Source organism: Azospira sp. (assembly GCF_030247495.1).
In the GTDB taxonomy this organism is placed as follows: Bacteria; Pseudomonadota; Gammaproteobacteria; order Burkholderiales; family Rhodocyclaceae; genus Azospira; species Azospira oryzae.
This window is the reverse complement of record NZ_JAOTRW010000003.1, coordinates 184,006-210,559: the sequence shown is the minus strand read 5'-3', so window position 1 is coordinate 210,559 and position 26,554 is coordinate 184,006. Positions and strand designations below refer to the sequence as shown.

The window sequence follows — 26,554 nt, the reverse complement described above, 5'->3', positions numbered from 1 at the left end:
GAGCGTCGGGCTGGGAGGCCGGAGGGGCGGACCTGCTAGAGGATGCTGTCCCGGTCCACGCCGCCGCGCTTGATGATGCGCCGCAGCTGGCTCAGGGCCTCGCCCTGGATCTGCCGCACCCGTTCCCGGGTCAGGCCCAGGTCGGCGGCGATGGCTTCCAGGGTGGCGATCTCCGCCCCCTTCAGGCCGTAACGGCGCTCCACCACCTGGCGCTGCTTTTCCGGCAGCTGTTCCACCCACTGCAGCACCAGGTCGTTGAGTTCGTTTTCCTGCAGCACCCCCACCGGGTCGGCCCCGGCGGAATCGTCGGCCACCGAGTCCCCCACCGTGTGGTTGGGGTCGATGTCCAGGGGCGTATCGAGGGAGGCCACGTGCTCGTTGAGATGGAGGATGTGGCGGATGTCATCCACCGGCTTGCCCAGCAGATGGGCCACTTCCTCCACCCGGGTCTCCCGGGACGGCGTCAGGCCGCGGGCCCCGTCCAGATGGCGCATAGCCCGCAGCACCACGTTAATTTCCTTGACCACGTGCACCGGCAGACGGATGGTGCGGGACTGGTTCATGATGGCCCGCTCGATGCTCTGGCGGATCCACCAGGTGGCGTAGGTGGAAAAGCGGAAGCCCCGCTCCGGATCGAATTTCTCCAGGGCATGGATGAGCCCCAGGTTGCCCTCTTCCACCAGATCGAGCAGGGGAATGCCCCGGTTCAGGTAGTGCTTGGCAATATTCACCACCAGGCGCAGGTTGTGCTCGATCATCTTCTGCCGGGCGGCGAATTCCCCGGCCTTGGCCCGGCGGGACCATTCCAGCTCCTCCGCCGGCGTCAGCAGGGGCTTGGCACCGATCTCGTTGAGATAGAGCTGGGTGACGTCGTTGAGCAGTTCATAGGCCGGCGGCGCCCCGTCGTCGCCCTCTGCCGCCGTCGCAGCGGCAGCCAGGGACTCGTCCTGGGCCTCGTCCGCGGCGAACGCCTCCTCCGCATCCCCGTCGGGAAAATCAGCGGCGTCGGCGTCGTCGCGCACGGCAGACCTGTCAGCGCTTGGGCAGGTACTGGGTGGGATCCACCGGCTTGCCCTGCCGACGGATTTCGAAGTGCAGCTTCACCTGGTCCGTGTCCGAATTGCCCATCTCGGCGATCTTCTGCCCCCGAGTGACGGACTGGCCTTCCTTGACCAGGATGTTGTTGTTGTGGGCATAGGCGGAGAGGAAGGTGGCGTCATGCTTGATGATCACCAGCTTGCCGTAGCCCCGCAGGCCGCTGCCGCTGTACACCACCTTGCCGTCGGCCGCCGCCAGCACCGGTTCGCCCAGCTTGCCGGCGATGTCCACACCCTTGTTGGTGGCCTCGTTGAAGCCGGCAATGGACTTGCCGCCGGCGGGCCAGGCCCAGGTCACATCGGCAGCAGCGGGGGCCGCAGCAGCAGCCGGCGCCTCGCTGCGGACGGGTTCTGCCGGCTTGGCGGCAGCGCTCTGGGCATTGTTCTGGTTCTGGGCCTTGGCCCAGGCCTGGTCGGAATAGGCTTCCTTGCCGGCCTTGGGCTCCCGCTTGAGCGTGTCGCTGGCCGCAGCCGGCGCCGGGCCGCCGTCCAGGGAACGGCTTTCCACCACGCCGCCACCGATGGGCTTGGCCACCGCCGTGCCGGCAGCACCACCGTCGGGCGGCGTCACGCGCAGCTGCTGCCCCACCAGGATGCGGTTGGGATTTTCCAGGTTATTCCAGGCGGCCACGTCCTTGTAGTCCTGGCCGTTATCCAGGGCAATGCTGTAGAGGGTGTCGCCCTTCTTGACCGTGTAGAAGTCCTTGGAGGCGGCAGCCGGCTTGCTCGGCACCCCGCGCTCGACCACCGGCGCCGGCGCATGGCTGGCACAACCGGCCAGGAACAGCAGGGCCGCAATGCCGCTTAGGGTGGCGGCACGGAAGATAAAACCTGGCGTTTTCATTCGACTCCTGACAGCAGCGGCACGAAACGCACCGCGTCAAGCTTGGTCTCAAGGAACCCCTGGGGCGTGCGTTCGATCAGGTGCAGAGCTTGCTCGCCGGCCCCCACGGGCAGGACCATTCTGCCACCAACCGCCAGCTGCTGCAAAAGCGCGGGCGGCACCCGGTTGGCCGCGGCGGCGACGATGATGGTGTGATAGGGGGCCGCTTCCGGCAGCCCCAGTTGGCCGTCGGCATACTTGAGGCGCACGTTGAACTGCTGCATCTGCCGCAGGTTCTGCTTGGCCCGTTCGATCAGGGGCTCGATCCGTTCCACGGCATAGACGTCTGGCGCCAGCTGGGCCAGCACCGCTGCCTGGTAGCCGCAACCGGCGCCGATCTCCAGAGTCTTGCCGAGACCGCCGGGCAGGCTCTGTTCACGCCCGGCCCGCAACAGTTCGATCATGCGGGCCACGATATAGGGCTGGGAAATGGTCTGGGAATGCCCCAGAGGCAGGGCCGTGTCCTCATAGGCCCGGTGGGCCATGGCCTCTTCGACGAAGATGTGGCGGGGCACGGCAGCCATGGCGGCAAGCACCGTCTCGTCCACGATGCCCTTGTCCCGCAGACGCTCCACCATGCGCATGCGGGTGCGCAGGGAGGTCATGCCGATACCGGAAACGCCCGTTGCCATCAGCGCAACCAGTTCCGCAGCTCGGGCAGCTGCTGATTGTGGGTCAGGTCGATCTGCAACGGCGTGACAGAGGCCCAGCCCTGAGCCACGGCATGGAAATCGGTGCCTTCGCCGGCATCCTGGGCGGCACCCGCAGCACCAACCCAGTAAACCGTTTCATTGCGCGGCGTGCGCGCCTTGACCACCGGCTCGGCCTTGTGGCGCTTGCCCAACCGGGTCACGGCCACGCCCTTCAGTTCGGAGTAGGGCACATCCGGCACATTGACGTTGAGTAGGGCCGGCTGGCCAAGGGGCGCCTGCTGGAAGCGCAGCACCAGATCCCGGGCCACCCGGGCTGCCGTCTCGAACTGGCTCGCTTCCTTGCCCACCAGGGAAACGGCAATGGCCGGCACGCCCAGCAGATGGCCCTCCGTCGCCGCCGCCACGGTGCCGGAATAGACGGTGTCGTCCCCCATGTTGGCCCCATGGTTGATGCCCGAGACCACCATGTCCGGCAGTTCGTCCAGCATGCCGGTGACGGCGAGATGGACGCAATCCGTCGGCGTGCCATTGACGAAATAAAAGCCGTTGGGGGCTCGCCGCAGGGACAGGGGCCGGTCCAGGGTCAGGGAATTGCTCGCCCCGCTCCGGTCCCTTTCGGGGGCGACCACGGTGATGTCGGCGATATCGGCCAGGGTACGGGCCAGCACTTCAATGCCGGTGGCGAAATAACCGTCGTCGTTACTGAGGAGAATGCGCATGGAACGGAACAGGGCTTTTTATTGTTGGCAGAAAGAAACTACCGGGCCGGAGCTGATCAGACAGCCAGTTCCTCGATCTTGCGCCCGCCGTTCAGCCATTCCTGCACCCACTGGGGTTTGCGGCCGCGACCGGTCCAGGCCAGGTCGGCATTCTGGGGATGGCGGTATTTCACCTGAACGCTGCGGCCGGACTTGGCCTTGCCCTTTTCGCCGCCCTTGAGCAGCTGATCCAGGGAAAAGCCCCGGGATTCGGCAATCAGTTTCAATTCATTCAGGACTTTTTCCTTTTCCTGAACCTCGCGCTTTTTGATTTCCAGGGGAATTTGCTGTTGCAGAAGCTTCAGTTCGGCCAGGGACAGGGAAGAAATATCCATGTTTATTTCCTTTACGGAATAAGGGAATCGATTCGATGGCGACAATGCGGACAGCTCATTGTCGGGCAACCGATTTTATATGGATTATTTTCCCTGCCGCAATCGACAACAGGAATAATTCTCCGCTGAAATCGGAAAAATGGAGAAACAAGGAGAAAAAGGAAAGCTGGAAATGAAAAAACCGGCCTGGGGCCGGTTTTTTCGGAACTACTGGTCGGGGCGGCGGGATTCGAACTCGCGACCCCTTGCACCCCATGCAAGTGCGCTACCAGGCTGCGCTACGCCCCGACTCGAGAAACGAAACTATACAGAAACGAATTAAATTTGTAAATAGCTTTCAAACACGAAGTAATTCAATAATCCCCAAAAGCTCCTGGCGCAAGGCCTGGGCAGCGGGAACGGTGCTCTCCCCGGATTCCGTGGCGCCATGCCCCTCTTCCAGGCGATTACGCGCACCGCTAATGGTAAACCCCTGATTATAAAGAAGTTCGCGGATGCGACGCACCAGCAGCACTTCGTGATGCTGGTAATAGCGGCGGTTGCCCCGGCGTTTCACCGGCCGCAGCTGGGTGAACTCCTGCTCCCAGTAACGCAGCACGTGGGGTTTGACGCCGCAAAGCTCGCTCACTTCACCGATGGTGAAGTAACGCTTGGCGGGGATGGGCGGCAACTCTTCCTTGCCGCTTTCCTTAGGACTGCTTTCCATCGTAGGACTGCTCCACCTCGGCCTTCAGCTTCTGGCTGGCATGGAAGGTAACGACGCGGCGGGCGGTGATCGGAATCTCCTCGCCGGTCTTGGGGTTGCGCCCAGGACGCTGGGGCTTGTCGCGCAACTGGAAATTACCGAAGCCGGAAAGCTTGACGCCTTCGCCCCGTTCCAGCGCATTGCGGATTTCCTCAAAAAAGGCTTCCACCATGTCCTTGGCTTCGCGCTTGTTGAGTCCGACCTTTTCGAAAAGCAGGTCGGCAAGTTCTGCTTTGGTGAGAGTCATTGTTTTCCCTGATCAGACACGGAGTTTGGCGGCAAATTGATGCTCCAGGAGGGCCACCAGCTGCTGCAGGGCAACATCCACTTCCGCATCTTGCAAAGTTTTTTGAGTATCTTGCATAACTATGCGGAATGCAAGGCTTTTCTTCCCTTCATCGACCCCCTTGCCGGTGTAGACATCGAACAGCTGGATGTCCTGAACCAGGGGCGGCCGCTGGGCTTTCAGTCCGTCCAGCAGGGACTGCAGGGCCATGCCCTTATCCACCACCACCGCCAGGTCCCGCACCACGGCGGGGAAGCGGGAAAGCTCGGCATACTGGGGCAGACGTCCGGCCAGCAGGGGCTCCAGATCCAGTTCGAAGACCACCGGCGGCGACGGCAGGTCGTACTTCTGCACCCACTCGGGATGGAGTTCGCCAACCACCCCGATTTCCTTGCCATCCAGGAGCAGACGGGCAGCACGGCCGGGATGCAGGGCCGGATGGGCAGCCTTCTCGAAACGTGCGGCAAAGGGCTGCAGCAGCGCCTCCAGGTCACCCTTGACGTCGAAGAAGTCCACCTTGCGGGCGGCGCTGCCCCATTGTTCGGGCAGGGCATCGCCGGCGGCCAGGCCGGCCAGCTTCCAGGGCTGACGGTAGCCGGCTACGGGCTGGGCGGCGGCATCCTTGTGGAAGCTGCGACCGGTTTCGAAGATCCGTACCCGGCTCTGCTTGCGCTTCAGGTTGTTGGCCAGGGTGGCCACCAGACCACCGATCAGGGTGGAACGCATGACCCCCATCTGGCTGGCAATGGGATTGGCCAGGCGGATGGGATCGGCGTTGCCGCCGAAATCCTTTTCCCAACCTTCTTCGACGAAAGCGAAATTGACCACTTCCTGGTAACCGGCATCAGCCAGGATCTGGCGCAGGCGCTGGATCTGCCGCTTGCCTTCCGGCATGGGCAGCATGGCGGCCCGGGCCACCGGCGGCGGTGCCGGAATCTCGTCGTAGCCGTGAACCCGCACCACTTCCTCGATCAGATCTTCCTCGATCTCGATGTCGAAACGGAAGCTGGGAGGCGTCACCACGAAGTCGCCACCTTCCTGGACGAAGGGCAGACCCAGACGACCCAGCAGGGAGGCAATGGCCTCGGCACTGAAAGGCACACCCAGCACCTTGTTCACCCGGGCCGTGCGCAGACGCACCGGCTGACGCTGGGGCAGTGCGGCCACCGCTTCCGTCACGGGACCAGCCTGGCCGCCGCAGATATCGAGAATCAGGCGGGTAGCCCGCTCCAGGGCACGGACGGCACCGGCGAAATCGACGCCCCGCTCGAAGCGGTGGGAGGCATCGCTGGAGAAGCCGTAACGGCGGGCCTTCCCGGCAATGGCAAAGGGCGTGAAAAAGGCCGACTCCAGGAACAGGTCGGTGGTTTCCATGGTGACGCCGCTCTCTTCGCCACCCATGATGCCGGCCAGAGCCAGGGGCTTGGCATCGTCGGCAATCACCAGCACGTCGGCGTCGATATCGATGGTCTGCTCGTTGAGCAGCAGCAGCTTTTCCCCGGCCTTGGGCAGGCGGGCGTGGATGGCCCCCTGGAGCTTGGCGTCGTCGAAGGCATGGAGGGGCTGCCCCAGTTCCAGCATGACGTAGTTGGTGACATCCACCACGGCGGAGATGGAACGGATGCCGCTGCGCTCCAGGCGCTTCTGCATCCACTCAGGGGTGGGCGCCTTGGCATTGATGCCGCGCACCACCCGGCCGGCGTAACGGGGGCAAGCCTCCGGAGCGTCCAGCACCACTTCCCGGCGGGCATCGCAAGCAGGCGCCACGGGTTCCACTACCGGATAGACAGCGGCCACGCCGGTCAGGGCCGACACTTCGCGGGCCACACCGGTGAGGGAGAGGCAATCGGCCCGGTTGGGCGTGAGCTTCAGGGTGAACAGGGTGTCGTCCAGGTCCAGGTAGCGGCGGATGCTTTCCCCAACGGGGGCATCGGCCGGCAGCACCAGGAGACCGGAAGCATCTTCGGCGATGCCCAGTTCCCGGGCGGAACACAACATGCCGGAAGACTCGACGCCGCGCACCTTGGCCACCTTGATCTTGAAGTCGCCGGGCAGCACGGCACCGGGCAGGGCACAGGGCACCTTGAGCCCGGCGGCCACATTGGGGGCGCCGCAGACGATCTGCACCGGACCGTTACCGGCATCCACCTGGCAGACGTTGAGGCGATCGGCATCAGGGTGCTTCACCACTTCCAGGACATGGGCCACCACCACCTGGGTGAAGGCGGGCGCAACGGGGTCCTGCTCTTCCACTTCCAGGCCCGCCATGGTCAGCAGATGGGCCAGAGCGTCGGTGGACAGATCAGGATTGACGAAGGTACGGAGCCAGGATTCGGAGAATTTCACGATCAATCCTTAGACAAATTGCTTCAGGAAGCGCAGGTCGCCGTCGAAGAACAGGCGCAGGTCATTGACCCCGTAGCGCAGCATGGTGAGACGGTCCGGACCGAAGCCGAAGGCAAAGCCGGTGTACTTTTCCGGATCGATGCCGGCATGGCGCAGCACATTGGGGTGCACCATGCCGCAGCCGGCGATCTCCAGCCAGCGCCCTTCCAGGGCGCCGCTCATGAAGGCCACGTCGATCTCGGCAGAAGGCTCGGTAAAGGGGAAAAAGGAAGGACGGAACCGCACCTTCAGGTCGTCGCTCTCGAAGAAGCGGCGCAGAAAATCGGCGACCACGCCCTTGAGGTCGGCGAAGGAAACGTTCTCGCCGATCCACAGGCCTTCGACCTGGTGGAACATGGGGGAGTGGGTAGCATCGGAGTCGACGCGATAGACCCGACCCGGCGCAATGATGCGAATCTCGGGCATGGTCTCGAGGTGACCGTACTTGGCCACGTGGGCCTGCATGTAGCGGGCCTGGATGGGGCTGGTGTGGGTGCGCAGCAGCACCCCCTCGGCAACGCCTCCCTGCTCGTCCTGCAGATAAAAGGTATCGTGCATGGAGCGGGCCGGATGGTTTTCCGGCGTGTTGAGGGCGGTGAAATTGTGGAAGTCGGTTTCGATCTCGGGACCGTCGGCCACTTCAAAGCCGATGGAGCGGAACAGGGCCTCGATGCGCTCCAGGGTACGGGTGACGGGATGCAGGCCACCCCGGGTTTCACCCCGGCCGGGCAGGGTCACATCCAGGGATTCCTCGGCCAGACGGGCCTCCAGGGCCGCGCGGCGGATGGCTTCGCGGCGGGCGTTGAGGGCACCCTCAACCTGTTCCTTGGCCTGGTTGATGGTGGCACCAGCCGCCTTGCGCTCTTCCGGAGCCAGTTTGCCCAGCCCCTTCAGCAATTCGGTGATCTGACCACTCTTGCCCAGATAACGGGCCTTGATCTGTTCCAGGGCATCCGGGTCCTGGGTGGCAGCAAAAGCCGCAAGGGCTTCGCTGACGATCTGTTCGAGATTCTGCATGGGCTCGCGTCGTTCGAATTCTGTTATCGCCCCGGATTTAGGGTGCCCGGGCGAAAAAGACACCAGAGATGCCGATACTGCCGGCACCAAGAAAAAAAGGAGGCAGAAGCCTCCTTTTTTCCGCTTGCTTAACGCTTAGGCGCCGAGGCTCGCCTTGGCCTGGTTTGCCAGAGCGGCAAACGCAGCCTTGTCGAACACGGCCAGGTCGGCGAGAACCTTGCGGTCCACTTCGATCTGGGCCTTCTTCAGGCCATTCATGAAGGTGCTATACTTCAGGCCGACTTCACGGGCTGCCGCGTTGATACGGGCAATCCACAGGGCACGGAACTGACGCTTGCGCTGACGACGGTCGCGGTAGGCGTACTGACCAGCCTTCATCACCGCCTGCTTGGCGATGCGATATACGTTCTTGCGACGGCCGCGGTAACCCTTGGCCTGAACCAGAATCTTCTTGTGACGGGCGCGAGCCGTTACACCACGCTTAACTCGGGGCATCTTTAATCTCCTTGATTAGGCGTAGGGCAACATGGCACGGATGGAGGCCTTGTCACTGTCGTGAATGGCTTCGGTACCGCGCAGTTGGCGCTTGTTCTTGGTGGTCTTGGAGGTCAGGATGTGACGCTTGAACGCCTGACCGCGCTTGATGCTGCCGCCAGCGCGGATTTTGAACCGCTTGGCGGCACCGCTCTTGCTCTTCATCTTGGGCATTGAATGCTCCTTGGTTTTAACATGATCCCAGGTGGCTTCCGACGGAAACGCTTGACTACCCGGCACCACTTATATCGCCCCCGAACGAGTCCGGAGGCGGGTACTGCAATTACACCTTCTTCTTCGGCGCCAGCATCATCACCATCTGGCGGCCTTCCATCTTCGGCATCTGCTCGACCTGTGCCAGCTCGAGCAAATCGGCCTTGATGCGTTCCAGCTGACGCATACCGATTTCCTGGTGGGCCATTTCACGGCCGCGGAAGCGCAGGGTCACCTTGACCTTGTCTTCGTCTTCCAGGAAGCGGGTCATGTTCCGCAGCTTGATCTGGTAGTCGTTTTCGTCGGTACCGGGACGGAGCTTGATCTCCTTCACCTGTACCTGCTTCTGTTTCAGCTTGGCCTCGTGCTGCTTCTTGGCCTCGTGGTACTTGAACTTGCCGTAATCCATCACCCGGCATACCGGCGGCTTGGCCAGGGGAGCGATCTCCACCAGATCCACACCGGCCTCTTCGGCCATTTGCAGCGCCGCACGGATGGTTACGACACCAATCTGCTCGCCTTCTTCCCCGATAAGCCGGACTTCCGGCACCGTGATTTCTTCGTTGACGCGATGCGCCTTTTGCAGTGCGGCGATGGTTCAATCTCCACGAAAACAGGCCGCCCCATTCGGGGACGGACAAAAACTAAGCCGTGCTCTTACGCGCGGCGACTTCTTCCAGAAGCCGCTCGATCAGGCTTGCCACGGGCATTTGCCCCAGGTCCTGACCACCGCGGGTACGCACGGCCACCAAGCCGGCTTCCTTTTCCTTGTCGCCGATGACGAGCTGATAAGGCAACCGGTTCAAGCTATGTTCGCGTATTTTATAGGTAATTTTTTCATTGCGCAAATCCGCTTCGGCACGCAAACCTGCCTGACGCAGGGTTTTCACCACTTCGGCGGAAAAATCGGCCTGTTTTTCCGAAATATTCAGCACCACGGCCTGCACCGGCGCCAGCCACAGAGGCAAGGCACCCGCATAGTTTTCCACCAGGATGCCGATGAAACGCTCCAGGGAACCGAGGATGGCCCGATGCAGCATCACCGGTACATGGCGGGCATTGTCCTCGCCCACATACTCGGCACCCAGGCGACCCGGCATGGAGAAATCCACCTGCATGGTGCCGCACTGCCAGGAACGCCCGATGGCATCCTTGATGTGGAACTCGATCTTGGGGCCATAAAAGGCACCCTCGCCGGGCAACTCATCCCATTCCAGGCCGGAAGCCTTGAGGCCGGCCCGCAGGGCATTCTCCGCCTTGTCCCAGATGTCGTCGGAACCGACACGGCTTTCAGGGCGCAGGGCCAGCTTCACCGCCACCTGATCGAAACCGAAGTCGGCATAGACCTTCTTCACCAGGGCGTTGAAAGCCGTCACTTCCGCTTCGATCTGGTCTTCGGTACAGAAGATGTGGCCGTCGTCCTGGACGAAGCCGCGCACGCGCATCAGGCCGTGCAGGGCGCCGGAGGCCTCGTTGCGGTGACAGGAGCCGAACTCGCCGTAGCGCAGGGGCAGGTCGCGGTAGGAGCGCAGATCGGAATTGAACACCTGCACGTGCCCCGGGCAATTCATCGGCTTGATGGCGTAATCCCGCTTCTCCGACTCCGTGGTGAACATGTTGTTCTTGTAGTGCTCCCAGTGGCCGGACTTCTCCCACATGCTGCGGTCGAGAATCTGGGGGCAGCGGATTTCCTGGTAGCCGTTGTCGCGATAGACCTGGCGCATGTACTGCTCGATTTCCTGCCAGATGGCCCAGCCCTTGGGGTGCCAGAAAACCATGCCCGGCGCTTCATCCTGCATGTGGAACAAGTCCAGATGCTTGCCGATGCGGCGGTGATCCCGCTTCTCGGCCTCTTCCAGCATGTGCAGGTAGGCTTCCTGGTCTTCCTTCTTGGCCCAGGCGGTGCCGTAGATGCGCTGCAACATCTCGTTCTTGGAATCGCCGCGCCAGTAGGCACCGGCCACCTTCATCAGCTTGAAAACCTTGAGCTTGCCGGTGGAGGGGACGTGGGGGCCGCGACAGAGGTCCACAAATTCGCCTTCCCGGTACAGGGAAACATCCTGGTCGGCCGGGATGGCGGCAATCAGCTCGGCCTTGTACTTCTCGCCCTGCTCCAGGAAGAACTTGACCGCATCGTCCCGGGCCCAGACTTCGCGGCTCACCGGAATGTCGCGCTTGGCCAGCTCGGCCATCTTCTTCTCGATGGCCAGCAGGTCTTCAGGGGTAAAGGGGCGCTTGTAGGCGAAGTCGTAGTAGAAGCCGTTGTCGATGACCGGACCAATGGTCACCTGGGCTTCGGGAAACAGCTCCTTCACCGCATAGGCCAGCAGGTGGGCCGTGGAGTGGCGGATGATTTCCAGACCGTCCGCATCCTTGTCGGTGACGATGGCCAGCTGGGTATCACGCTCCATCAGGTGGGAAGTATCCACCAGCTTGCCGTCCACCTTGCCGGCCAGGGCGGCGCGGGCGAGGCCGGCACCGATGGAGGCGGCAACCTCGGCAACGGTCACCGGAGCATCGAAGGAGCGGATGGAACCGTCGGGCAGCGTGATATTGGGCATGATTTCTCCAGCCACATTAAATTCTGGACAAAAAAAAAGTGCGGACGGATCCGCACTTTTTTTCGACATAGGAACGAAGGCGAACCGCTTAGGCTTTCTGAACCAGGATAGTGCAAGTTCGGAAATTCACGGTACAGCTCCGTTCAAGGTGTTGGTAGGCGCGATTGGATTCGAACCAACGACCCCCACCATGTCAAGGTGGTGCTCTAACCAACTGAGCTACGCGCCTGCAAAGAAGGCCGAATTATAACGATCCCAGAGAATCGCGCAAGGGGCTGAGGAGACTTTTTTCGCTTCGCCCCACAAAAAAAATCAGCACAACCGTCCGGGCGAACATTTGGCCAGGGCGGGCGCCACTGCGGTGACGGGGCGCGACTCCTGGATCCAGGCGCGGATGCCCTGGCGCACGTTGTAGATCTTGCTGTAGCCGGCCTGCTGTTCGAGAAAGTCACTGACGACCCGGGTGCGGTTGCCGCTGCGGCAGATGAGGATCACCGGCTGTTCCGGACCTGCCACCGTCTTCAGCTGCTCCAGCCAGGCCGCCGGATTGGCGCGGCCGTTGGCATCGAAGAAGGTGAGCAGACGGCTGCCGGGAATGACGCCGGTTTCCCGCCATTCGGGCTCAGTACGGATATCCACCAGGACCACGCCACTGGCCACCAGCCGGGCCACTTCGGCGCTGTCCACATTCACTACCTCGGCCCTGGCCGCGAACGCCGCCAGCAGCCCCAGGAGGAGGAAGAAGGCGTGCTTCACGCCGCTACCTCCGGCCAGGCGGCCAGGAATTCCTGCCAGTGGGGCTTGTCCAGCTTGGCCAGTTCGGCCTTGATGAAGGCCAGTTCGGCCAGATGCTCCTCCCGGCTGACCTCGCCCCGCATCAGGCGGAAACGGGTGGACACCAGGTAGGTATTGACCACATCGGTCTCGCAGTAATCGCGGATCTCATCGGCCTTGCCCTCCTGCCAGGCCTGCCACACCTTGCCGCCGTCCATGCCCAGCTTGCCGGGGAAGCCCATGAGCTTGGCCAGGTCATCCAGGGGAGCGCTGGCCCGGGGCTGGTACATGGCCAGCAGGTCCATCAGGTCCAGGTGGCGGGTGTGGTAACGGCTGATGTAGTTGTTCCACTTGAAGTCCCGGGAATCGGCATAGTCGCCGTCGCCCAGGTCCCAGTAGCGGGGAGCCACGACGCCGTGGATCAGGCCCCGGTAGTGCAGCACCGGCAGGTCGAAGCCGCCGCCGTTCCAGGAAACGATCTGGGGCGTGAATTTCTCGATGCCGTCGAAGAAGCGCTGGATGATCTCCCCTTCGCCAATCTCGGGAGCCGCCAGGGACCACACCTTGAAGGCATCCCGGGCCCGCAGGGCGCAGGAGATGGTCACCACCCGCTGCAGGTGCAGGGGCAGGAAGTCGCTGCCGTTCTGGGCCCGGCGCTGCTGGAAGGCCAGTTCAGCCACCTCGTCGTCGGAGAGGTCGGCGGGAAGATCGTGCAGGCGGCGCAGCCCGGGCACATCCGGGATGGTTTCAATATCGAAGACGAGGACGGGAACCATGGGACTCAGGCGGGGAAAACGCCGGTGGACAGGTAACGGTCGCCCCGGTCGCAAACGATGGTGACGATGGTGGCGTTCTCCAGCTCCCGGGCCAGGCGCAGGGCCACGGCCAGGGCGCCGCCGGAGGAGATGCCGGCGAACAGGCCCTCTTCCCGGGCCAGGCGCCGGGTCATGTCCTCGGCCTCGGCCTGGGACACGTATTCAAGGCGGTCCACCCGGCTACGCTCGTAGATTTTCGGCAGATAGGCTTCGGGCCATTTGCGGATGCCGGGAATCTGGCTGCCCTCTTCCGGCTGGCAGCCGACGATCTGGATGCGCGGATTCTTTTTCTTGAGAAACTGGGAAGTACCGATGATGGTGCCGGTGGTGCCCATGCTGGAAACGAAATGGGTCACCTGGCCCTTGGTGTCGCGCCAGATTTCCGGCCCGGTGCCTTCGAAGTGGGCCAGGGGATTATCCGGATTGGCGAACTGGTCGAGGATGATGCCCTTGCCTTCGTCGCGCATTTTTTCGGCCACGTCCCGGGCCAGTTCCATGCCACCGTCCCGGGGCGTCAGGATCAGTTCGGCGCCGTAGGCACGCATGGTCTGGCGCCGCTCCAGGCTCTGGTTTTCCGGCATCACCAGGATCATGCGGTAGCCACGCATGGCGGCGGCCATGGCCAGGGCGATGCCGGTGTTGCCGGAGGTGGCTTCGATCAGGGTGTCGCCGGGCCGGATCTCGCCCCGCTGCTCGGCGTGGGAAATCATGGAGAGGGCCGGGCGATCCTTCACTGAACCGGCCGGATTGTTGCCTTCCAGTTTGGCCAGGATGACGTTGCCGCGCTGGGCAATGGCCTCGCCGGGCAGGCGCTTCAGCTGCACCAGGGGCGTATTGCCGACGAAATCTTCCAGGGTCTTGTACATGGCTCAGCGTCCGTTGAGGAATTGCACGTAGTCGGCGACGCCTTCGGCCACGGTGGCGAACTCGTCGCCATAGCCGGCGCTGCGCAGCTTGCTGAGGTCGGCCTGGGTGAAGCTCTGGTACTTGCCTTTGAGGGCTTCGGGGAAGGCCACGTACTCCACCAGCCCCTGCTGCACCATCGCCTCCAGGGACAGGGCCGGCTTGCCCTCGGCGGCGCGGCAGCTGTTCACCGTGGCCACGGCCACGTCGTTGAAGCTCTGGGCCCGGCCGGTGCCCAGGTTGAAGATGCCCGACTTTTCCGGATGGTCGAGGAAGTACAGATTGACCTTGGCCACGTCCTTCACATAAACGAAGTCGCGCTGCTGCTCCCCGTTGGCGTAGCCGTCACAGCCCTCGAACAGCTTGACCTTGCCTTCGGCCCGGTACTGGTTGAAATGGTGGAAGGCGACGGAGGCCATGCGCCCCTTGTGGCTCTCCCGGGGGCCGTAGACATTGAAGTAACGGAAGCCCACCACCTGGGAACCGGCTTCGGGCAGGCGCTGGCGCACGATCTGGTCGAACAGGAACTTGGAGTAGCCGTACACGTTGAGGGGCGCCTCGTACTGCCGCTCTTCCTTGAAGACGCTGCTGCCGCCATAGGTGGCGGCGGAGGAGGCGTAGAGCAGCTGCACTTCCTGCTCCAGGCACCAGTCCAGCAGGGACAGGGAGTAGCGGTAGTTGTTCTCCATCATGTAGCGGCCGTCGGTCTCCATGGTGTCGGAGCAGGCGCCTTCGTGGAAGATGGCCTCCACGTCGCCGTCGAAGTGGCCGCAGAGCAGGCGCTCGAGGAACTCGCCCTTGTCCAGGTAGTCGGCGATTTCGCAGTCCACCAGATTCTTGAACTTGTCCGCCTTGGTCAGGTTGTCCACGGCGATGATGCGGGTGATGCCCCGCTCATTGAGGGCCTTGACCAGGTTGGCGCCGACGAAGCCGGCGGCGCCGGTGACGATGTAGTACATGTGAATTCCTTAATTGGCGTCGGCCGCCAGGGCGGCCGACAGTTCCTCGCGACTGACGGTAGCGGTACCGAGCTTGCCCACCACCACGCCGCCGGCCAGGTTGGCCAGGTGGATGGCGTCGCCCCAGGGGGCGCCCAGGGCCATCATGGCGGCCAGGGTGGCAATGACCGTGTCGCCAGCACCGGAGACGTCGAACACTTCCTGGGCCCGGGCCGGCTGGTGCAGCGCCTCGCCGTCGCGATAGAGGCTCATGCCCTCTTCGCTACGAGTCACCAGCAGGGCTTCCAGTTCCAGTTCGCTGCGCAATTGCTGGGCCTTGGCTGCCAGCTGGGCCTCGTCGCTCCAGCGCCCCACCACCTGGCGCAGCTCGGAGCGGTTGGGGGTGATGACGGTGGCGCCGCGGTACTTGGAATAATCCTCGCCCTTGGGATCCACCAGCACCTTTTTCCCGGCCGCCCGGGCCAGACGGATCATGTCGCCGATATGGGCCAGGCCGCCCTTGCCGTAGTCGGAAAGAATCACCACATCCACTCCGGCCAGGCGCTGCTCGAACTCGGCCAGCTTGGCCTGCAGCACCTCGTGGGACGGGGTGGTCTCGAAATCGATGCGCAGCAGCTGCTGCTGGCGGCCGATGACCCGCAGTTTGACCGTGGTGTCGATGGCTCCGTCGGGCAGCAGGGAGGCGGCAATGCCGCCCTCTTCCATCTGCCGCTGCAGGATGCGGCCGGCCTCGTCGTTGCCGACCACGGACAGCAGGCCGACCCGCGCCCCCAGGGAAGCGCAGTTGCGGGCCACGTTGGCGGCGCCGCCGGGACGCTCTTCGGAGCGCTCCACCTTGACCACCGGCACCGGTGCTTCGGGGGAAATGCGGGAGACATCGCCGAACCAGTAGCGGTCCAGCATGACATCGCCGACCACGAGAATGCGGGCGGCGGAAAAATCGGGAAGTTGGTGCATGTCGCTTGGCATATCAATCAAAAAGTTCGGCATCCGCCATGCTGGCGCCCTGGGCATCCTTGGCCGACAGGCGGGGCTCCAGCCCGTCCAGGGGCCAGTCCACGGCCAGCCCGGGGTCGTTCCAGGCAATGCAGCGCTCGAATTCTGGCGCGTAGTAATCGGTGGTCTTGTAGAGGAATTCGGCGGTCTCGCTGAGCACCAGGAAACCATGGGCAAAGCCGGCCGGCACCCACATCTGGCGCTGGTTTTCCGCCGACAGCACTTCGCCCACCCACTGGCCGCAGGTGGGGGAACTGCGGCGGATGTCCACCGCCACGTCGAACACGGCACCGCTCACCACCCGCACCAGTTTTCCCTGGGGCTGGCGGATCTGGTAATGCAGGCCGCGCAGCACGCCCCGGGCGGAGCGGGAATGGTTGTCCTGGACGAAATCCGGATCACAGCCGGTAAGCTCGGCGAAGGTGCGCCGGTTATAGCTTTCCATGAAGAAGCCTCGGGCATCGCCGAAAATCCTGGGTTCCAGGACTATCACCTCGGGAATGGCCGTCCTGATTGCCTTCACAGCCCCTGCTCCTTGAGCAGGGCCAGCAGGTATTGGCCGTAGCCGTTCTTGGCCAGGACCCGGGCCTGGGCATCCAGGGTGGCGTCGTCGATCCAGCGCTGGCGCCAGGCCACCTCTTCGGGGCAGGCCACCTTGAGGCCCTGGCGCTTCTCGATGGTCTCGATGAACTGGCCCGCCTCCAGCAGGGATTCGTGGGTGCCGGTATCGAGCCAGGCATAGCCCCGGCCCATGATTTCCACGTTGAGCTTGCCCGCTTCTAGGTAGTGCCGGTTCACGTCGGTGATTTCCAGTTCTCCCCGGGGCGACGGCTTGATGCCCTTGGCCACGGCGACGATATCGGTGTCGTAGAAGTAGAGGCCGGTGACGGCGTAGTGGGACTTGGGCTGCAGCGGCTTTTCCTCGATGGAGAGGGCCCGCTGCTGGGCATCGAACTCGACCACGCCATAGCGCTCCGGATCGTTCACCCGGTAGGCGAAGACCGAGGCACCGCTGTCCCGGCCGTTGGCCCGCTGCACCAGGGTGGCCAGGTCGTGGCCGTGGAAGATGTTGTCCCCCAGCACCAGGGCTGCCGGGGCGCCGTCGAGGAAGTCCTCGCCGATGAGAAAGGCCTGGGCCAGGCCGTCCGGCGAGGGCTGCACCGCGTATTGCAGGTTGATGCCCCACTGGGAGCCGTCTCCCAGCAACTGCTCGAAGCGGGGCGTGTCCTGGGGCGTGGAGATGATAAGGATGTCCCGCAGACCGGCCAGCATCAGGGTGGTCAGGGGGTAGTAGATCATCGGCTTGTCGTAGATCGGCAGCAGCTGCTTGGACACCGCCAGGGTGGCCGGATAGAGCCGGGTGCCGGAACCGCCGGCGAGAATGATGCCTTTACGGGGTTTAGTAGCCATTCTGGGCCTTCAGGGCGAGAAGCTGCATCATGCGGGAAAGATAGGGCTGCCAGTCGGGCATGGTCAGACCGAAACGGTCCTCCAGCTTGCGGCAGTCGAGACGGGAATTGAGGGGGCGCGGCGCCGGCAGCGGATATTCGCTGCTGGGAATGGGTGCGATGGCCGCCGGCCCCAGCTTGAGGGCGAAGCCGGGCGTCTGTTCGGCGGTGGCGACGATGGCCCGGGCAAAACCGTTCCAGCTCACCGGATTGGCCGCCGCCAGGTGGTACAGCTCGCAGCCCTGCTGGGCGCGCCCGCCGTCGAGCTGGGCCAGGACCATGCCGGTGACGGTGGCGATCATGGCCGCCGGCGTCGGGCTGCCGACCTGGTCGGCCACCACCTTGAGGCTGCCCCGCTCGCTCGCCAGGCGCAGGATGGTCTTGACGAAATTCTTGCCCCGGGCGCCGAAGACCCAGCTGGTGCGGAAGATGAGGCCGCGGCCGCCCACGGCCAGCATGGCTTCCTCCCCTTCCCGCTTGGTCCGGCCATAGACGCCGAGGGGCGCCGTGGCATCGGACTCCACATAGGGTGCCGCCTTGCTGCCGTCGAAGACATAGTCGGTGGAGTAATGCACCAGCAGGGCATCCAGGGCCTTGGCCTCCTCGGCCAGCAGGCCCACGGCCTCGGCATTGATGCGCCGGGCCAGTTCAGGCTCCTTTTCCGCCTGATCCACCGCCGTATAGGCGGCGGCATTGACGATCAGGCGGGGGCGCTGTTCCCGCACCACGGTCCGCAGCCGGTCCAGGTCGGCCAGGTCGCAAGTACGCCGGTCCAGGGCCAGCACCGGCCCCAGGGGCGCCAGGTCCCGCTGCAGTTGCCAGCCCAGCTGGCCCTGGCTGCCCAGGAGCAGGATGGGAGCCGACACCTCAGGCTTCCCCATACTGGCGGCCTACCCACTCCCGGTAGGCGCCGGAGGTGACGTTGTGCACCCACTGGGGATTGTCCAGGTACCAGCGTACGGTCTTGCGGATGCCGGTTTCGAAGGTCTCCGCCGGCTTCCAGCCCAGCTCCCGTTCCAGCTTGCTGGCGTCGATGGCATAGCGCCGGTCGTGGCCGGGCCGGTCGGCAACGAAAGTGATCTGGCTGGCGTAGGAGGCGCCGTCGGCCCGGGGCGACAGTTCGTCGAGCATGGCGCACAGGGTATGCACCACCTCCAGGTTGGGCTTTTCGTTCCAGCCGCCCACGTTGTAGGTCTCACCCAGACGGCCGGCTTCCAGGACGCGGCGGATGGCGCTGCAATGGTCCTTCACATAGAGCCAGTCGCGGATCTGCTGGCCGTCGCCGTAGATGGGCAGGGGCTTGCCGGCCAGGGCGTTGTGGATGATGAGGGGAATGAGCTTTTCCGGGAAATGGTAGGGCCCGTAATTGTTGGAGCAGTTGGTGGTCAGCACCGGCAGGCCGTAGGTATGGTGGTAGGCCCGCACCAGATGGTCGGAGGCCGCCTTGCTGGCCGAATAGGGACTGTTGGGCTCGTAGCGGTGCTGCTCGGTGAAGGCCGGGGCCTCCTTTTCCAGGGAACCGTAAACCTCGTCCGTGGACACGTGGAGAAAGCGGAAGGCCGCCTTGTCGTCGGCAGGCAGGCCGTTCCAGTAGGCCCGCACGGCCTCCAGCAGGCGGAAGGTGCCGACGATGTTGGTCTGAATGAAGTCCTCCGGCCCGTGGATGGAACGGTCCACATGGCTCTCGGCGGCGAAGTTCACCACCGCCCGCACCCGGTTCTGCTGCAGCAGTTCCAGAATCAGGTCGTAGTCGGCGATGTCGCCGCGCACGAAACGGTGCCGCGGGTCGCCGGCCAGTCCCTGGAGGTTCTCCAGATTGCCGGCGTAGGTCAGCTTGTCCAGGTTGATGACGGGTTCGTCCCCCGCCGCCAGCCAGTCGATGACGAAATTGCTGCCGATGAAGCCTGCACCGCCGGTCACCAGGATCATGGCGAACTCCTTATTGACGGCCGATGGCCTGGTAGTCGATGCCGAACTGGCGCACCTGCTTGGGTTCGTACAGGTTGCGGCCGTCGAAGATCACCGGCTGCTTCAGCTTGGCCTTGATGGCCTCGAAATCGGGACTGCGGAATTCCTTCCACTCGGTGACGATGAGCAGGGCATCCGCCCCGTCCAGGGCAGCCATGGGGCTCTCCGCATAGCTCAGGCGCGGCTCGTCGCCGAAAATGCGCCGGGCTTCATGCATGGCCACCGGATCGTAGGCCACCACGGTGGCGCCGGCGGCGAAGAGATCGGCCAGCAGGTAACGGCTGGGGGCCTCACGCATGTCGTCCGTATTTGGCTTGAATGCCAGGCCCCAGACGGCGAATTTGCGGCCGCTGAGGTCGTTGCCGAAACGCTTCACGGTCTTGGCGGTGAGCACGTGCTTCTGGGCATCGTTGGCGTCTTCCACCGCATTGAGGACCTTCATCTCCATGCCGGCATCGAGGCGGGCGGTGCGCTGCAGGGCCTGCACATCCTTGGGGAAGCAGGAACCGCCGTAGCCGCAGCCCGGATAGAGGAAGTGGTAGCCGATGCGCGGGTCGGAACCGATGCCCTGGCGCACCTGCTCGATGTCGGCACCCAGCTTCTCGGCCAGATTGGCCAGTTCGTTCATGAAGCTGATGCGGGTGGCCAGCATGGCGTTGGCGGCGTACTTGGTCAGTTCGGCGGAACGCACATCCATGACGATGAGACGCTCATGGTTGCGCTGGAAGGGCGCATAGAGGGCGCGCATCAACTCGATGGCGCGCTCGTCCTCGGCGCCGACGACGATGCGGTCCGGCCGCATGAAATCCTCCACGGCGGCGCCTTCCTTGAGGAATTCCGGATTGGAGACGACGCTGTAGGCGATATCCGCTCCCCGGGCCTTGAGCTCGTCGGCGATGGCGGCGCGCACCTTGTCGCCGGTGCCCACGGGCACGGTGGACTTGTCCACCACCACCTTGTAGTCGCCCATGTGGCGGCCGATGTTGCGGGCGGCGGCGAGCACGTACTGCAGATCGGCGGAACCGTCCTCGTCCGGCGGCGTGCCGACGGCAATGAACTGGATGGTGCCGTGGGCCACGGCCTGTTCCACATCGGTGGTAAAACGCAGGCGGCCGGCGGCCACGTTGCGCTTCACCATGTCCAGCAGGCCCGGTTCGAAAATGGGAATGCCGCCTTCGTTGAGAATCCGGATCTTTTCCGGATCCACATCCAGGCACAGCACATCGTTGCCCACCTCGGCCAGGCAGGTACCGCTCACCAGGCCCACATAGCCCGTACCGACAACCGTAACTTTCAAATTATTCTCCCTGAAGGGTCATTGATCCGCCCAAACCGACGCATTCATGGGCTCAGGGGATCAGATCGAATTCTTCCGTGCGCCGGGGCGGATAGGTTTCCCAGCCGCCGCAGGCAGGACAGCGCCAGTAGAAGTGGCGCGCCTTGAAGCCGCAATTATCGCACCGATAGCGGGCCAGCCGGCGGGTGTGGTTGTGCACCAGATTGCGCACCAGCTCCAGGTCCGCCCGCTTTTCCGGCGGCACGCCGAGCAGCTGGGCTTCCAGCAGGCGGTCCAGGCCCAGCAGGGTCGGATTGCGCCGCAGTTCATCCCGCACCAGGCGATAGGCTGCCTCCGGCCCCTCCGCATCCATCACCAGCTGGAATACGGTTTCCAGGAGATCGAGGGAGGGGTAGCTGGCCAGATAGCCGCGCAGCAGTTGCAGCCCCTCTTCCCGCTGGCCCTGGGCCAGGTAGGCATCCTGCAGCTTGCGGGCGACGATGGCCAGGTAGGCCGGATTCTGGCTCTCGATGCGTTTCCAGGCCTCGATGGCTGCTGCCAGATCGCCCCCCTGTTGCAACAGGTCGCCCTGCAGGACGCTGGCGCGCACGCAGTTGCGATGCAGGGAAAGGGCCGAGTCCAGGTACTGGCGGGCGGAATCGGGCCGGGAATTGATCATCTCCCCGGCCGCCAGCTCGCAGTAATAGTTGGCGATTTCCTTCTGGGTGGCGTAGTCAGGCATTTCCTTGGCGATGGCGATGGCCTTCTGCCAGTCCTTCTCCTGCTGGTAGATTTCCAGCAGGTTGCGCTTGGCCTCCTCGTCCCGGGAGGTGCCGCGCAAGCGGGAAAACACCTCTTCGGCCCGGTCCAGCAGGCCGGCCTTGAGGAAGTCCTGGCCAAGCTCGGAAAGGGCCTGCAGCTTCAGCTCCGGCGACAGGTCCACCCGCTCGATGAGGTTCTGGTGCATGCGGATGGCCCGCTCGGTCTCGCCGCGGCGGCGGAACAGGTTGCCCAGGGCGAAGTGCAGTTCCACCGTCTGGGGATCCACCTTCACCACTTCGATGAAGGCTTCGATGGCCTTGTCCGGCTGCTCGTTGAGCAGGAAATTCAAGCCCTGGAAGTAGGACCGGGGCAGGGCCCGGGATTCCCGCACCAGATGCTTGATGTCGATGCGGGCGGCGGCCCAGCCAAGGACGAAAAACAGGGGAAAGAGCAGTAACTGCCAGTACTCGAATTCGATCATTGGGCCACGGCCTCGCCGGCAGGAGGCGGTTGCACGGCAGCGTCGCTGGCAGCCGGCTTGAGCACGGCCTGGCGCTCCCGCTCCCGCGCCAGTTCACGGCGGGTGCGCGACAGTTCGCGGCGCAGCTGGAACAGGGTGCCGAACAGGGACAGAGCACCAAGGGCCGTCCCGGCGGCGAAGAAACCGAGCAGGATGATCACCAGGGGCGCCTGCCACTGAGTATCGAAGAAGAAGCGCAGACTCACCGGATCGCTGTTCATTGCCGCAAAACCCAGCAAGAAGAAGAAGATGATGAGCCGGATGATCAAGATCAGGGCGCGCATAGCCTTATCCGCAAGCAATAAAAAAGGCGGCAACCCTAGGGTTGCCGCCCGCAATCTACCACAGGACAGGGGGTAAGGTCAGCGTCAGGCGGAGAGAGAGGCCAGCAGCCCCAGGTCCACCCGTTCGCGCAGTTCCTTGCCTGCCTTGAAATGGGGTACGTATTTTTCCGGAACGCTGACTTTATCCCCGGACTTGGGGTTACGCCCCATTCGCGGCGGCCGGTAGTTCAGCGCGAAGCTGCCGAACCCCCGAATCTCGATACGGTCACCGTGGGCCAGAGCCTCGGTCATGGCATCGAGAATTTCCTTGACCGCGAAATCAGCGTCTTTCGCCACCAGTTGCGGAAACCGCATGGCCAGGCGGGCGATCAGCTCGGATTTGGTCATGCTTGAGCCTTAAAAAGCCATTGAGGGAAAGAAGCCCTCCAGCCCCACCCATCCCCGGTACCGATCCTGTCGGCGCAGCACCGGGAAGCCGGGAGGGGCATGGAAGGGGATTTCTTAGCCCTGGTTGGAGCCGTTCAGCTTGGCCTTCAGCAGCGCACCCAGGTTGGTGGTGCCGGAAGCGGCGGAGCTTTCGGAAGCGAACTTCTGCATGGCTTCGTGTTGCTCGGCCTGATCCTTGGCCTTGATGGACAGGTTCACGTTGCGGGACTTGCGATCCACGTTGATGATCATGGCTTCGAGTTCGTCGCCGACCTTGACCAGCTGGGACAGATCTTCCACGCGGTCACGGGAGTACTCGGAAGCACGCAGGTAGCCTTCAACGTCACCTTCCAGCTGCAGCACGGCACCCTTGGCATCAACGCTCTTCACCACGGCGCGCACGATGGTGTTCTTCTCGTGGGTGGCGATGTAGTTGGTGTAGGGGTCGCCTTCGAGCTGCTTGATACCCAGGGAGATGCGCTCCTTGTCGGTATCGATGGCCAGCACCACGGCCTGCACTTCGTCGCCCTTCTTGAAGTTGCGGATGGCTTCTTCGCCGGTGGTGCTCCAGGACAGGTCGGAAAGGTGCACCAGGCCGTCGATGTTGCCGGGCAGGCCGATGAACACGCCGAAGTCGGTGATGGACTTGATCTGGCCGGAGACCTTGTCGCCCTTCTTGTGGTTCTGGGCGAACTCTTCCCACGGATTGGCCAGACACTGCTTCATGCCCAGGGAAATACGACGACGGTCTTCGTCGATTTCCAGGATCATGACTTCCACTTCGTCGCCCAGCTGGACAACCTTGGTGGGGTGCACGTTCTTGTTGGTCCAGTCCATTTCGGAGACGTGGACCAGACCTTCGATACCCTGTTCGATTTCAACGAAGGCGCCGTAGTCGGTCAGGTTGGTAACCTTGCCGAACAGGCGGGTACCGGAGGGGTAACGACGGGAGATGCCCACCCACGGATCTTCGCCCAGCTGCTTCAGGCCCAGGGACACGCGGTTCTTTTCGGTGTCGAACTTCAGCACCTTGGCGGTGACTTCGTCGCCCACGGCCAGCACTTCGCTGGGGTGACGCACACGGCGCCAGGCCAGGTCGGTGATGTGCAGCAGGCCGTCGATGCCGCCCAGGTCCACGAAGGCGCCGTAGTCGGTGATGTTCTTGACGATACCCTTGACGGTAGCGCCTTCCTGCAGGGTGGACAGCAGCTTCTCGCGCTCTTCGCCCATGGTTTCTTCCAGGACGGCACGGCGGGAAACGACCACGTTGTTACGCTTGCGATCCAGCTTGATGACCTTGAATTCCATGGTCTTGCCTTCGTAAGGAGTGGTGTCCTTGACGGGGCGGATGTCGACCAGGGAGCCGGGCAGGAAGGAGCGGACGCTGTTGGTCATGACGGTCAGACCGCCCTTGACCTTGCCGGTGATGACGCCGGTCACCAGGGTACCTTCGTTCAGGGCCTTTTCCAGATCGTTCCAGGCGGCGATGCGCTTGGCCTTGTCGCGGGAGAGGCGGGTTTCACCGAAGCCGTCTTCCAGCTGTTCGATGGCGACCTGCACGAAGTCGCCGATCTTGGCTTCGACTTCGCCGGCGTCGCTCAGGAATTCTTCGACCGGGATATAGGATTCGGACTTCAGGCCGGCGTTGACGACGACAAAGTTCTGGTCGACGCGAACGACTTCGGCGGTAATCACTTCACCGGAGCGCATCTCCTGGCGGGCCAGGCTCTCTTCGAATAGCGCAGCGAAGGATTCTTGGGAAATGGGGGAAGCAGTAGTCATGGAAAAGGTACCCTAACCGCCTGTACAAGCTGGCGGGAAAAGGTTGAACACCGCCACCGTCCCCCCTTCCTTCCGGCACCCTGCCCGACAGCGGGCGAAAAAATGCGGGAAAAAGGTTCCCGCTTCTTCCAGGAAGTCCGAACGCGAAAGGAATTTCCGATCAGGCTGACGAGGCAGAGGCGTGGAACGGTGACACCAGTCAGGATGCCGAACCGTACCAGTCGAGGACCTGGTCGACCGCCTGGTCGATGGTAAGCCCCGAGGTGTCCAGCAGGACGGCATCCTCATTCTGCTGCAAGGGCGCCACGCTCCGCTCACTATCGCGGCGGTCGCGCTCACGCAAATCCAGCAAAATGGCCTGCATGTTAGCAGGGAACCCTTTGCCGATCAACTGCTTATAACGCCTTTCCGCCCGTACCTCGGCAGAGGCGGTGAGAAAGACCTTGAGCCGGGAGTCGGGGAAGACCACGGAACCGATATCCCGGCCATCCCCCACCAGGCCGGCGCCGCAGCGGAAGACCCGCTGGCGGAACAGCAGGGCGGCCCGCACCGCAGGCAGGGCGGCCACCTTGGAGGCGCCCTGGGAAATTTCCTCGGTACGGATGGCCCCCTCCACCTCTTCGCCGGCCAGGCGGATGGAGCCTTCACCGAAGACCACTTCCAGGCCGGCGGCCACCGCCGCCACCCCGGCTTCGTCATCCCAGTCCACCCCGGCCCGCTGGGCGGCCAGGGCCGTGAGGCGGTAGAGGGCGCCCGAATCCAGATAGCCGAAGCCCAGGGCCGCCGCCACCCGGGCCGCCACCGTGCCCTTGCCGGAGGCGGAGGGACCGTCGATGGCGATCACCGGCACGCTGCGGGTGACCGTGGCCAGGCGCTCGAAATAATCGGGGAAGGTCTTGGCCACACACTTGGGATCGTTGATGCGCAGGGGCGTGGCAAAGGCGGCCAGGGAGAAGCACATGGCCATGCGATGGTCGTCGTAGGTGTCGATGGCGGCCGGTTTCAGGGCCGGCACCGGCGTCACCTTGAGGTAGTCCGGCCCCTCTTCGACCACAGCCCCCAGCTTCTGCAGTTCGGTGGCCATGGCGGCGATGCGGTCGGTCTCCTTGACCCGCCAGCTGGCGATATTGCGCAGCACGGTGGTGCCTTCGGCAAAGAGGGCGGCGGTGGCCAGGGTCATGGCCGCATCGGGAATATGGTTGCAGTCCAGGTCGATGGCCTGGAGCTTGCCGCTGGCAGGAGCCCGGGCTTCGATCCAGTTGGGCCCCATCTCGATGCGGGCGCCCATGAGGGCCAGGGCTTCGGCGAAGCGCACGTCGCCCTGGATGGAGTCCCTGCCCACGCCTTCGACCCGCAGGGGACCGCCGCCGATGGCGCCGGCTGCCAGGAAATAGGAGGCGGAAGAGGCATCCCCTTCCACATAGACCGTGCCGGGAGAGACGTAGCGCACCCCGGCCGGCACGACAAAGGCCTGCCAGCCTTCACGTTGGACCTCCACACCGAAGCGGGCCATGGTGGCCAGGGTGATTTCGATATAGGGCTTGGAAATGAGCTCGCCCACCACTTCCACCCGGGTTTCGACGCCGGTCAGGGGCAGCGCCATGAGCAGGGCAGTCAAAAACTGGCTGGATACGTCGCCGCGGACCTGGAGCACACCGCCGGCGTGGATGCTTGCCGGGAAAATTTCCAGGGGCGGGAAGCCGTCATTGCCCAGGTAACGCACCCCGGCCCCCAGCTGGCGCAGGCCATCCACCAGGTCGCCGATGGGCCGCTCATGCATGCGGGCCACGCCCTTCAGCACATAGTGGCCACCGGCCAGGGCCAGGGCGGCGGTGAGGGGACGGAAGGCAGTGCCCGCGTTGCCAAGGAACAGCTCGGCCTCCTTCACCGGGAAGGGACCGCCGACGCCGCTGATCCGGTAGGCCTCGCCACCCAGGGACTCCACGCCCACACCCAGCTGCTGCAGGGCCTCCAGCATGCGTTCCGTATCGTCGGAATGGAGCAGGTCCCGCACCTCGGTAACGCCTTCGGCCAGGGCGGCCAGCAGCAGCACCCGGTTGGAAATGCTCTTGGAGCCGGGCAGACGCACGGTGCCGCCGGCGGAAACGAAGGGAGCGAGGTCGAGGAATTCCATGGTCACAACAGCCTTGAGGGGCTGGCGGAGAAGCCCGCCA

Annotated in this window: 28 protein-coding genes and 2 tRNA genes; all 30 read right to left on the bottom strand. The window is 63.9% G+C overall.

Going from position 1 to position 26,554, the window contains the following annotated elements:
* Window positions 1–35: 35 nt before the first annotated feature.
* The 30 genes from rpoS to OEL49_RS04260 all read right to left on the bottom strand — a co-directional run bounded on the left by rpoS (window position 36) and on the right by OEL49_RS04260 (window position 26,514).
* Complete coding sequence (rpoS, locus tag OEL49_RS04405) at window positions 36–1,022, bottom strand: RNA polymerase sigma factor RpoS (protein ID WP_014237041.1); 987 nt, start codon at window positions 1,020–1,022, stop codon at window positions 36–38.
* 10 nt (window positions 1,023–1,032) lie between these two features.
* A complete protein-coding gene (locus tag OEL49_RS04400; RefSeq protein ID WP_205230927.1) occupies window positions 1,033–1,941 on the bottom strand; it encodes a peptidoglycan DD-metalloendopeptidase family protein in 909 nt (302 codons plus the stop codon).
* Entirely contained in the window at window positions 1,938–2,612 is a 675-nt protein-coding gene (locus OEL49_RS04395; RefSeq protein ID WP_014237039.1) for a protein-L-isoaspartate(D-aspartate) O-methyltransferase, read from the bottom strand. Before OEL49_RS04395 ends, OEL49_RS04400 begins: the two co-directional genes overlap by 4 nt.
* On the bottom strand, window positions 2,612–3,352 hold the full coding sequence (gene surE, locus OEL49_RS04390) for a 5'/3'-nucleotidase SurE (RefSeq protein WP_014237038.1): 741 nt from the start codon (window positions 3,350–3,352) through the stop codon (window positions 2,612–2,614). The genes OEL49_RS04395 and surE overlap by 1 nt, the downstream gene beginning before the upstream one ends.
* A 56-nt stretch (window positions 3,353–3,408) precedes the next feature.
* Window positions 3,409–3,726 (bottom strand): H-NS family nucleoid-associated regulatory protein, encoded by a 318-nt coding sequence (locus tag OEL49_RS04385; protein WP_014237037.1) that lies wholly within the window; start codon window positions 3,724–3,726, stop codon window positions 3,409–3,411.
* A 211-nt stretch (window positions 3,727–3,937) separates the two neighbouring features.
* A tRNA-Pro gene (locus OEL49_RS04380) sits at window positions 3,938–4,014 on the bottom strand.
* 49 nt (window positions 4,015–4,063) lie between these two features.
* On the bottom strand, window positions 4,064–4,432 hold the full coding sequence (locus OEL49_RS04375; RefSeq protein ID WP_014237036.1) for a MerR family transcriptional regulator: 369 nt from the start codon (window positions 4,430–4,432) through the stop codon (window positions 4,064–4,066).
* Window positions 4,416–4,718, bottom strand: a complete 303-nt coding sequence (locus OEL49_RS04370; protein ID WP_014237035.1) for an integration host factor subunit alpha — start codon at window positions 4,716–4,718, stop codon at window positions 4,416–4,418. The genes OEL49_RS04375 and OEL49_RS04370 overlap by 17 nt, the downstream gene beginning before the upstream one ends.
* Window positions 4,719–4,730: 12 nt before the next feature.
* Window positions 4,731–7,103: a phenylalanine--tRNA ligase subunit beta gene (gene pheT / locus OEL49_RS04365; protein ID WP_014237034.1), complete on the bottom strand. Its 2,373-nt coding sequence runs from the start codon at window positions 7,101–7,103 to the stop codon at window positions 4,731–4,733.
* Window positions 7,104–7,112: 9 nt separating this feature from the next.
* On the bottom strand, window positions 7,113–8,159 hold the full coding sequence (pheS, locus tag OEL49_RS04360) for a phenylalanine--tRNA ligase subunit alpha (protein ID WP_014237033.1): 1,047 nt from the start codon (window positions 8,157–8,159) through the stop codon (window positions 7,113–7,115).
* 135 nt (window positions 8,160–8,294) lie between these two features.
* On the bottom strand, window positions 8,295–8,654 hold the full coding sequence (gene rplT, locus OEL49_RS04355; protein ID WP_014237032.1) for a 50S ribosomal protein L20: 360 nt from the start codon (window positions 8,652–8,654) through the stop codon (window positions 8,295–8,297).
* A gap of 15 nt (window positions 8,655–8,669) precedes the next feature.
* The gene (gene rpmI, locus OEL49_RS04350) at window positions 8,670–8,867 is read right to left on the bottom strand and encodes a 50S ribosomal protein L35 (RefSeq protein ID WP_014237031.1); all 198 of its coding nucleotides are present in this window, start codon (window positions 8,865–8,867) and stop codon (window positions 8,670–8,672) included.
* A 109-nt stretch (window positions 8,868–8,976) separates the two neighbouring features.
* On the bottom strand, window positions 8,977–9,501 hold the full coding sequence (infC, locus tag OEL49_RS04345) for a translation initiation factor IF-3 (protein WP_083833949.1): 525 nt from the start codon (window positions 9,499–9,501) through the stop codon (window positions 8,977–8,979).
* Between the two features lie 49 nt (window positions 9,502–9,550).
* Complete coding sequence (gene thrS / locus OEL49_RS04340) at window positions 9,551–11,467, bottom strand: threonine--tRNA ligase (RefSeq protein WP_014237029.1); 1,917 nt, start codon at window positions 11,465–11,467, stop codon at window positions 9,551–9,553.
* 152 nt (window positions 11,468–11,619) lie between these two features.
* Window positions 11,620–11,696, bottom strand: a tRNA-Val gene (locus OEL49_RS04335).
* Window positions 11,697–11,779: 83 nt separating this feature from the next.
* Complete coding sequence (locus OEL49_RS04330) at window positions 11,780–12,223, bottom strand: rhodanese-like domain-containing protein (RefSeq protein ID WP_014237028.1); 444 nt, start codon at window positions 12,221–12,223, stop codon at window positions 11,780–11,782.
* Entirely contained in the window at window positions 12,220–13,017 is a 798-nt protein-coding gene (locus OEL49_RS04325; RefSeq protein WP_014237027.1) for a 3'-5' exonuclease, read from the bottom strand. Before OEL49_RS04325 ends, OEL49_RS04330 begins: the two co-directional genes overlap by 4 nt.
* A 5-nt stretch (window positions 13,018–13,022) precedes the next feature.
* On the bottom strand, window positions 13,023–13,922 hold the full coding sequence (gene cysM / locus OEL49_RS04320; RefSeq protein WP_130458157.1) for a cysteine synthase CysM: 900 nt from the start codon (window positions 13,920–13,922) through the stop codon (window positions 13,023–13,025).
* A 3-nt stretch (window positions 13,923–13,925) separates the two neighbouring features.
* Window positions 13,926–14,918: an ADP-glyceromanno-heptose 6-epimerase gene (rfaD, locus tag OEL49_RS04315; protein ID WP_014237025.1), complete on the bottom strand. Its 993-nt coding sequence runs from the start codon at window positions 14,916–14,918 to the stop codon at window positions 13,926–13,928.
* 9 nt (window positions 14,919–14,927) lie between these two features.
* Window positions 14,928–15,875, bottom strand: a complete 948-nt coding sequence (rfaE1, locus tag OEL49_RS04310; RefSeq protein WP_014237024.1) for a D-glycero-beta-D-manno-heptose-7-phosphate kinase — start codon at window positions 15,873–15,875, stop codon at window positions 14,928–14,930.
* 13 nt (window positions 15,876–15,888) lie between these two features.
* Window positions 15,889–16,437: a dTDP-4-dehydrorhamnose 3,5-epimerase gene (gene rfbC / locus OEL49_RS04305; protein ID WP_014237023.1), complete on the bottom strand. Its 549-nt coding sequence runs from the start codon at window positions 16,435–16,437 to the stop codon at window positions 15,889–15,891.
* The gene (gene rfbA, locus OEL49_RS04300; protein WP_014237022.1) at window positions 16,434–17,324 is read right to left on the bottom strand and encodes a glucose-1-phosphate thymidylyltransferase RfbA; all 891 of its coding nucleotides are present in this window, start codon (window positions 17,322–17,324) and stop codon (window positions 16,434–16,436) included. The genes rfbC and rfbA overlap by 4 nt, the downstream gene beginning before the upstream one ends.
* Complete coding sequence (gene rfbD, locus OEL49_RS04295; RefSeq protein WP_014237021.1) at window positions 17,314–18,243, bottom strand: dTDP-4-dehydrorhamnose reductase; 930 nt, start codon at window positions 18,241–18,243, stop codon at window positions 17,314–17,316. Before rfbD ends, rfbA begins: the two co-directional genes overlap by 11 nt.
* The gene (rfbB, locus tag OEL49_RS04290; protein WP_014237020.1) at window positions 18,230–19,291 is read right to left on the bottom strand and encodes a dTDP-glucose 4,6-dehydratase; all 1,062 of its coding nucleotides are present in this window, start codon (window positions 19,289–19,291) and stop codon (window positions 18,230–18,232) included. The genes rfbD and rfbB overlap by 14 nt, the downstream gene beginning before the upstream one ends.
* Before the next feature lie 10 nt (window positions 19,292–19,301).
* Window positions 19,302–20,627: a UDP-glucose dehydrogenase family protein gene (locus OEL49_RS04285; protein WP_014237019.1), complete on the bottom strand. Its 1,326-nt coding sequence runs from the start codon at window positions 20,625–20,627 to the stop codon at window positions 19,302–19,304.
* 52 nt (window positions 20,628–20,679) lie between these two features.
* Complete coding sequence (gene lapB / locus OEL49_RS04280; RefSeq protein ID WP_043799116.1) at window positions 20,680–21,846, bottom strand: lipopolysaccharide assembly protein LapB; 1,167 nt, start codon at window positions 21,844–21,846, stop codon at window positions 20,680–20,682.
* Window positions 21,846–22,172, bottom strand: a complete 327-nt coding sequence (locus OEL49_RS04275) for a LapA family protein (RefSeq protein ID WP_014237017.1) — start codon at window positions 22,170–22,172, stop codon at window positions 21,846–21,848. The genes lapB and OEL49_RS04275 overlap by 1 nt, the downstream gene beginning before the upstream one ends.
* 84 nt (window positions 22,173–22,256) lie before the next feature.
* Window positions 22,257–22,559, bottom strand: a complete 303-nt coding sequence (locus OEL49_RS04270) for an integration host factor subunit beta (protein ID WP_014237016.1) — start codon at window positions 22,557–22,559, stop codon at window positions 22,257–22,259.
* 114 nt (window positions 22,560–22,673) lie between these two features.
* Window positions 22,674–24,380: a 30S ribosomal protein S1 gene (rpsA, locus tag OEL49_RS04265; RefSeq protein ID WP_014237015.1), complete on the bottom strand. Its 1,707-nt coding sequence runs from the start codon at window positions 24,378–24,380 to the stop codon at window positions 22,674–22,676.
* A gap of 199 nt (window positions 24,381–24,579) precedes the next feature.
* Window positions 24,580–26,514 carry a bifunctional 3-phosphoshikimate 1-carboxyvinyltransferase/cytidylate kinase gene (locus OEL49_RS04260; protein ID WP_287874081.1) on the bottom strand — a complete coding sequence of 645 codons (1,935 nt, stop codon included), beginning with the start codon at window positions 26,512–26,514 and terminating at the stop codon, window positions 24,580–24,582.
* Between the last annotated feature and the right edge of the window lie 40 nt (window positions 26,515–26,554).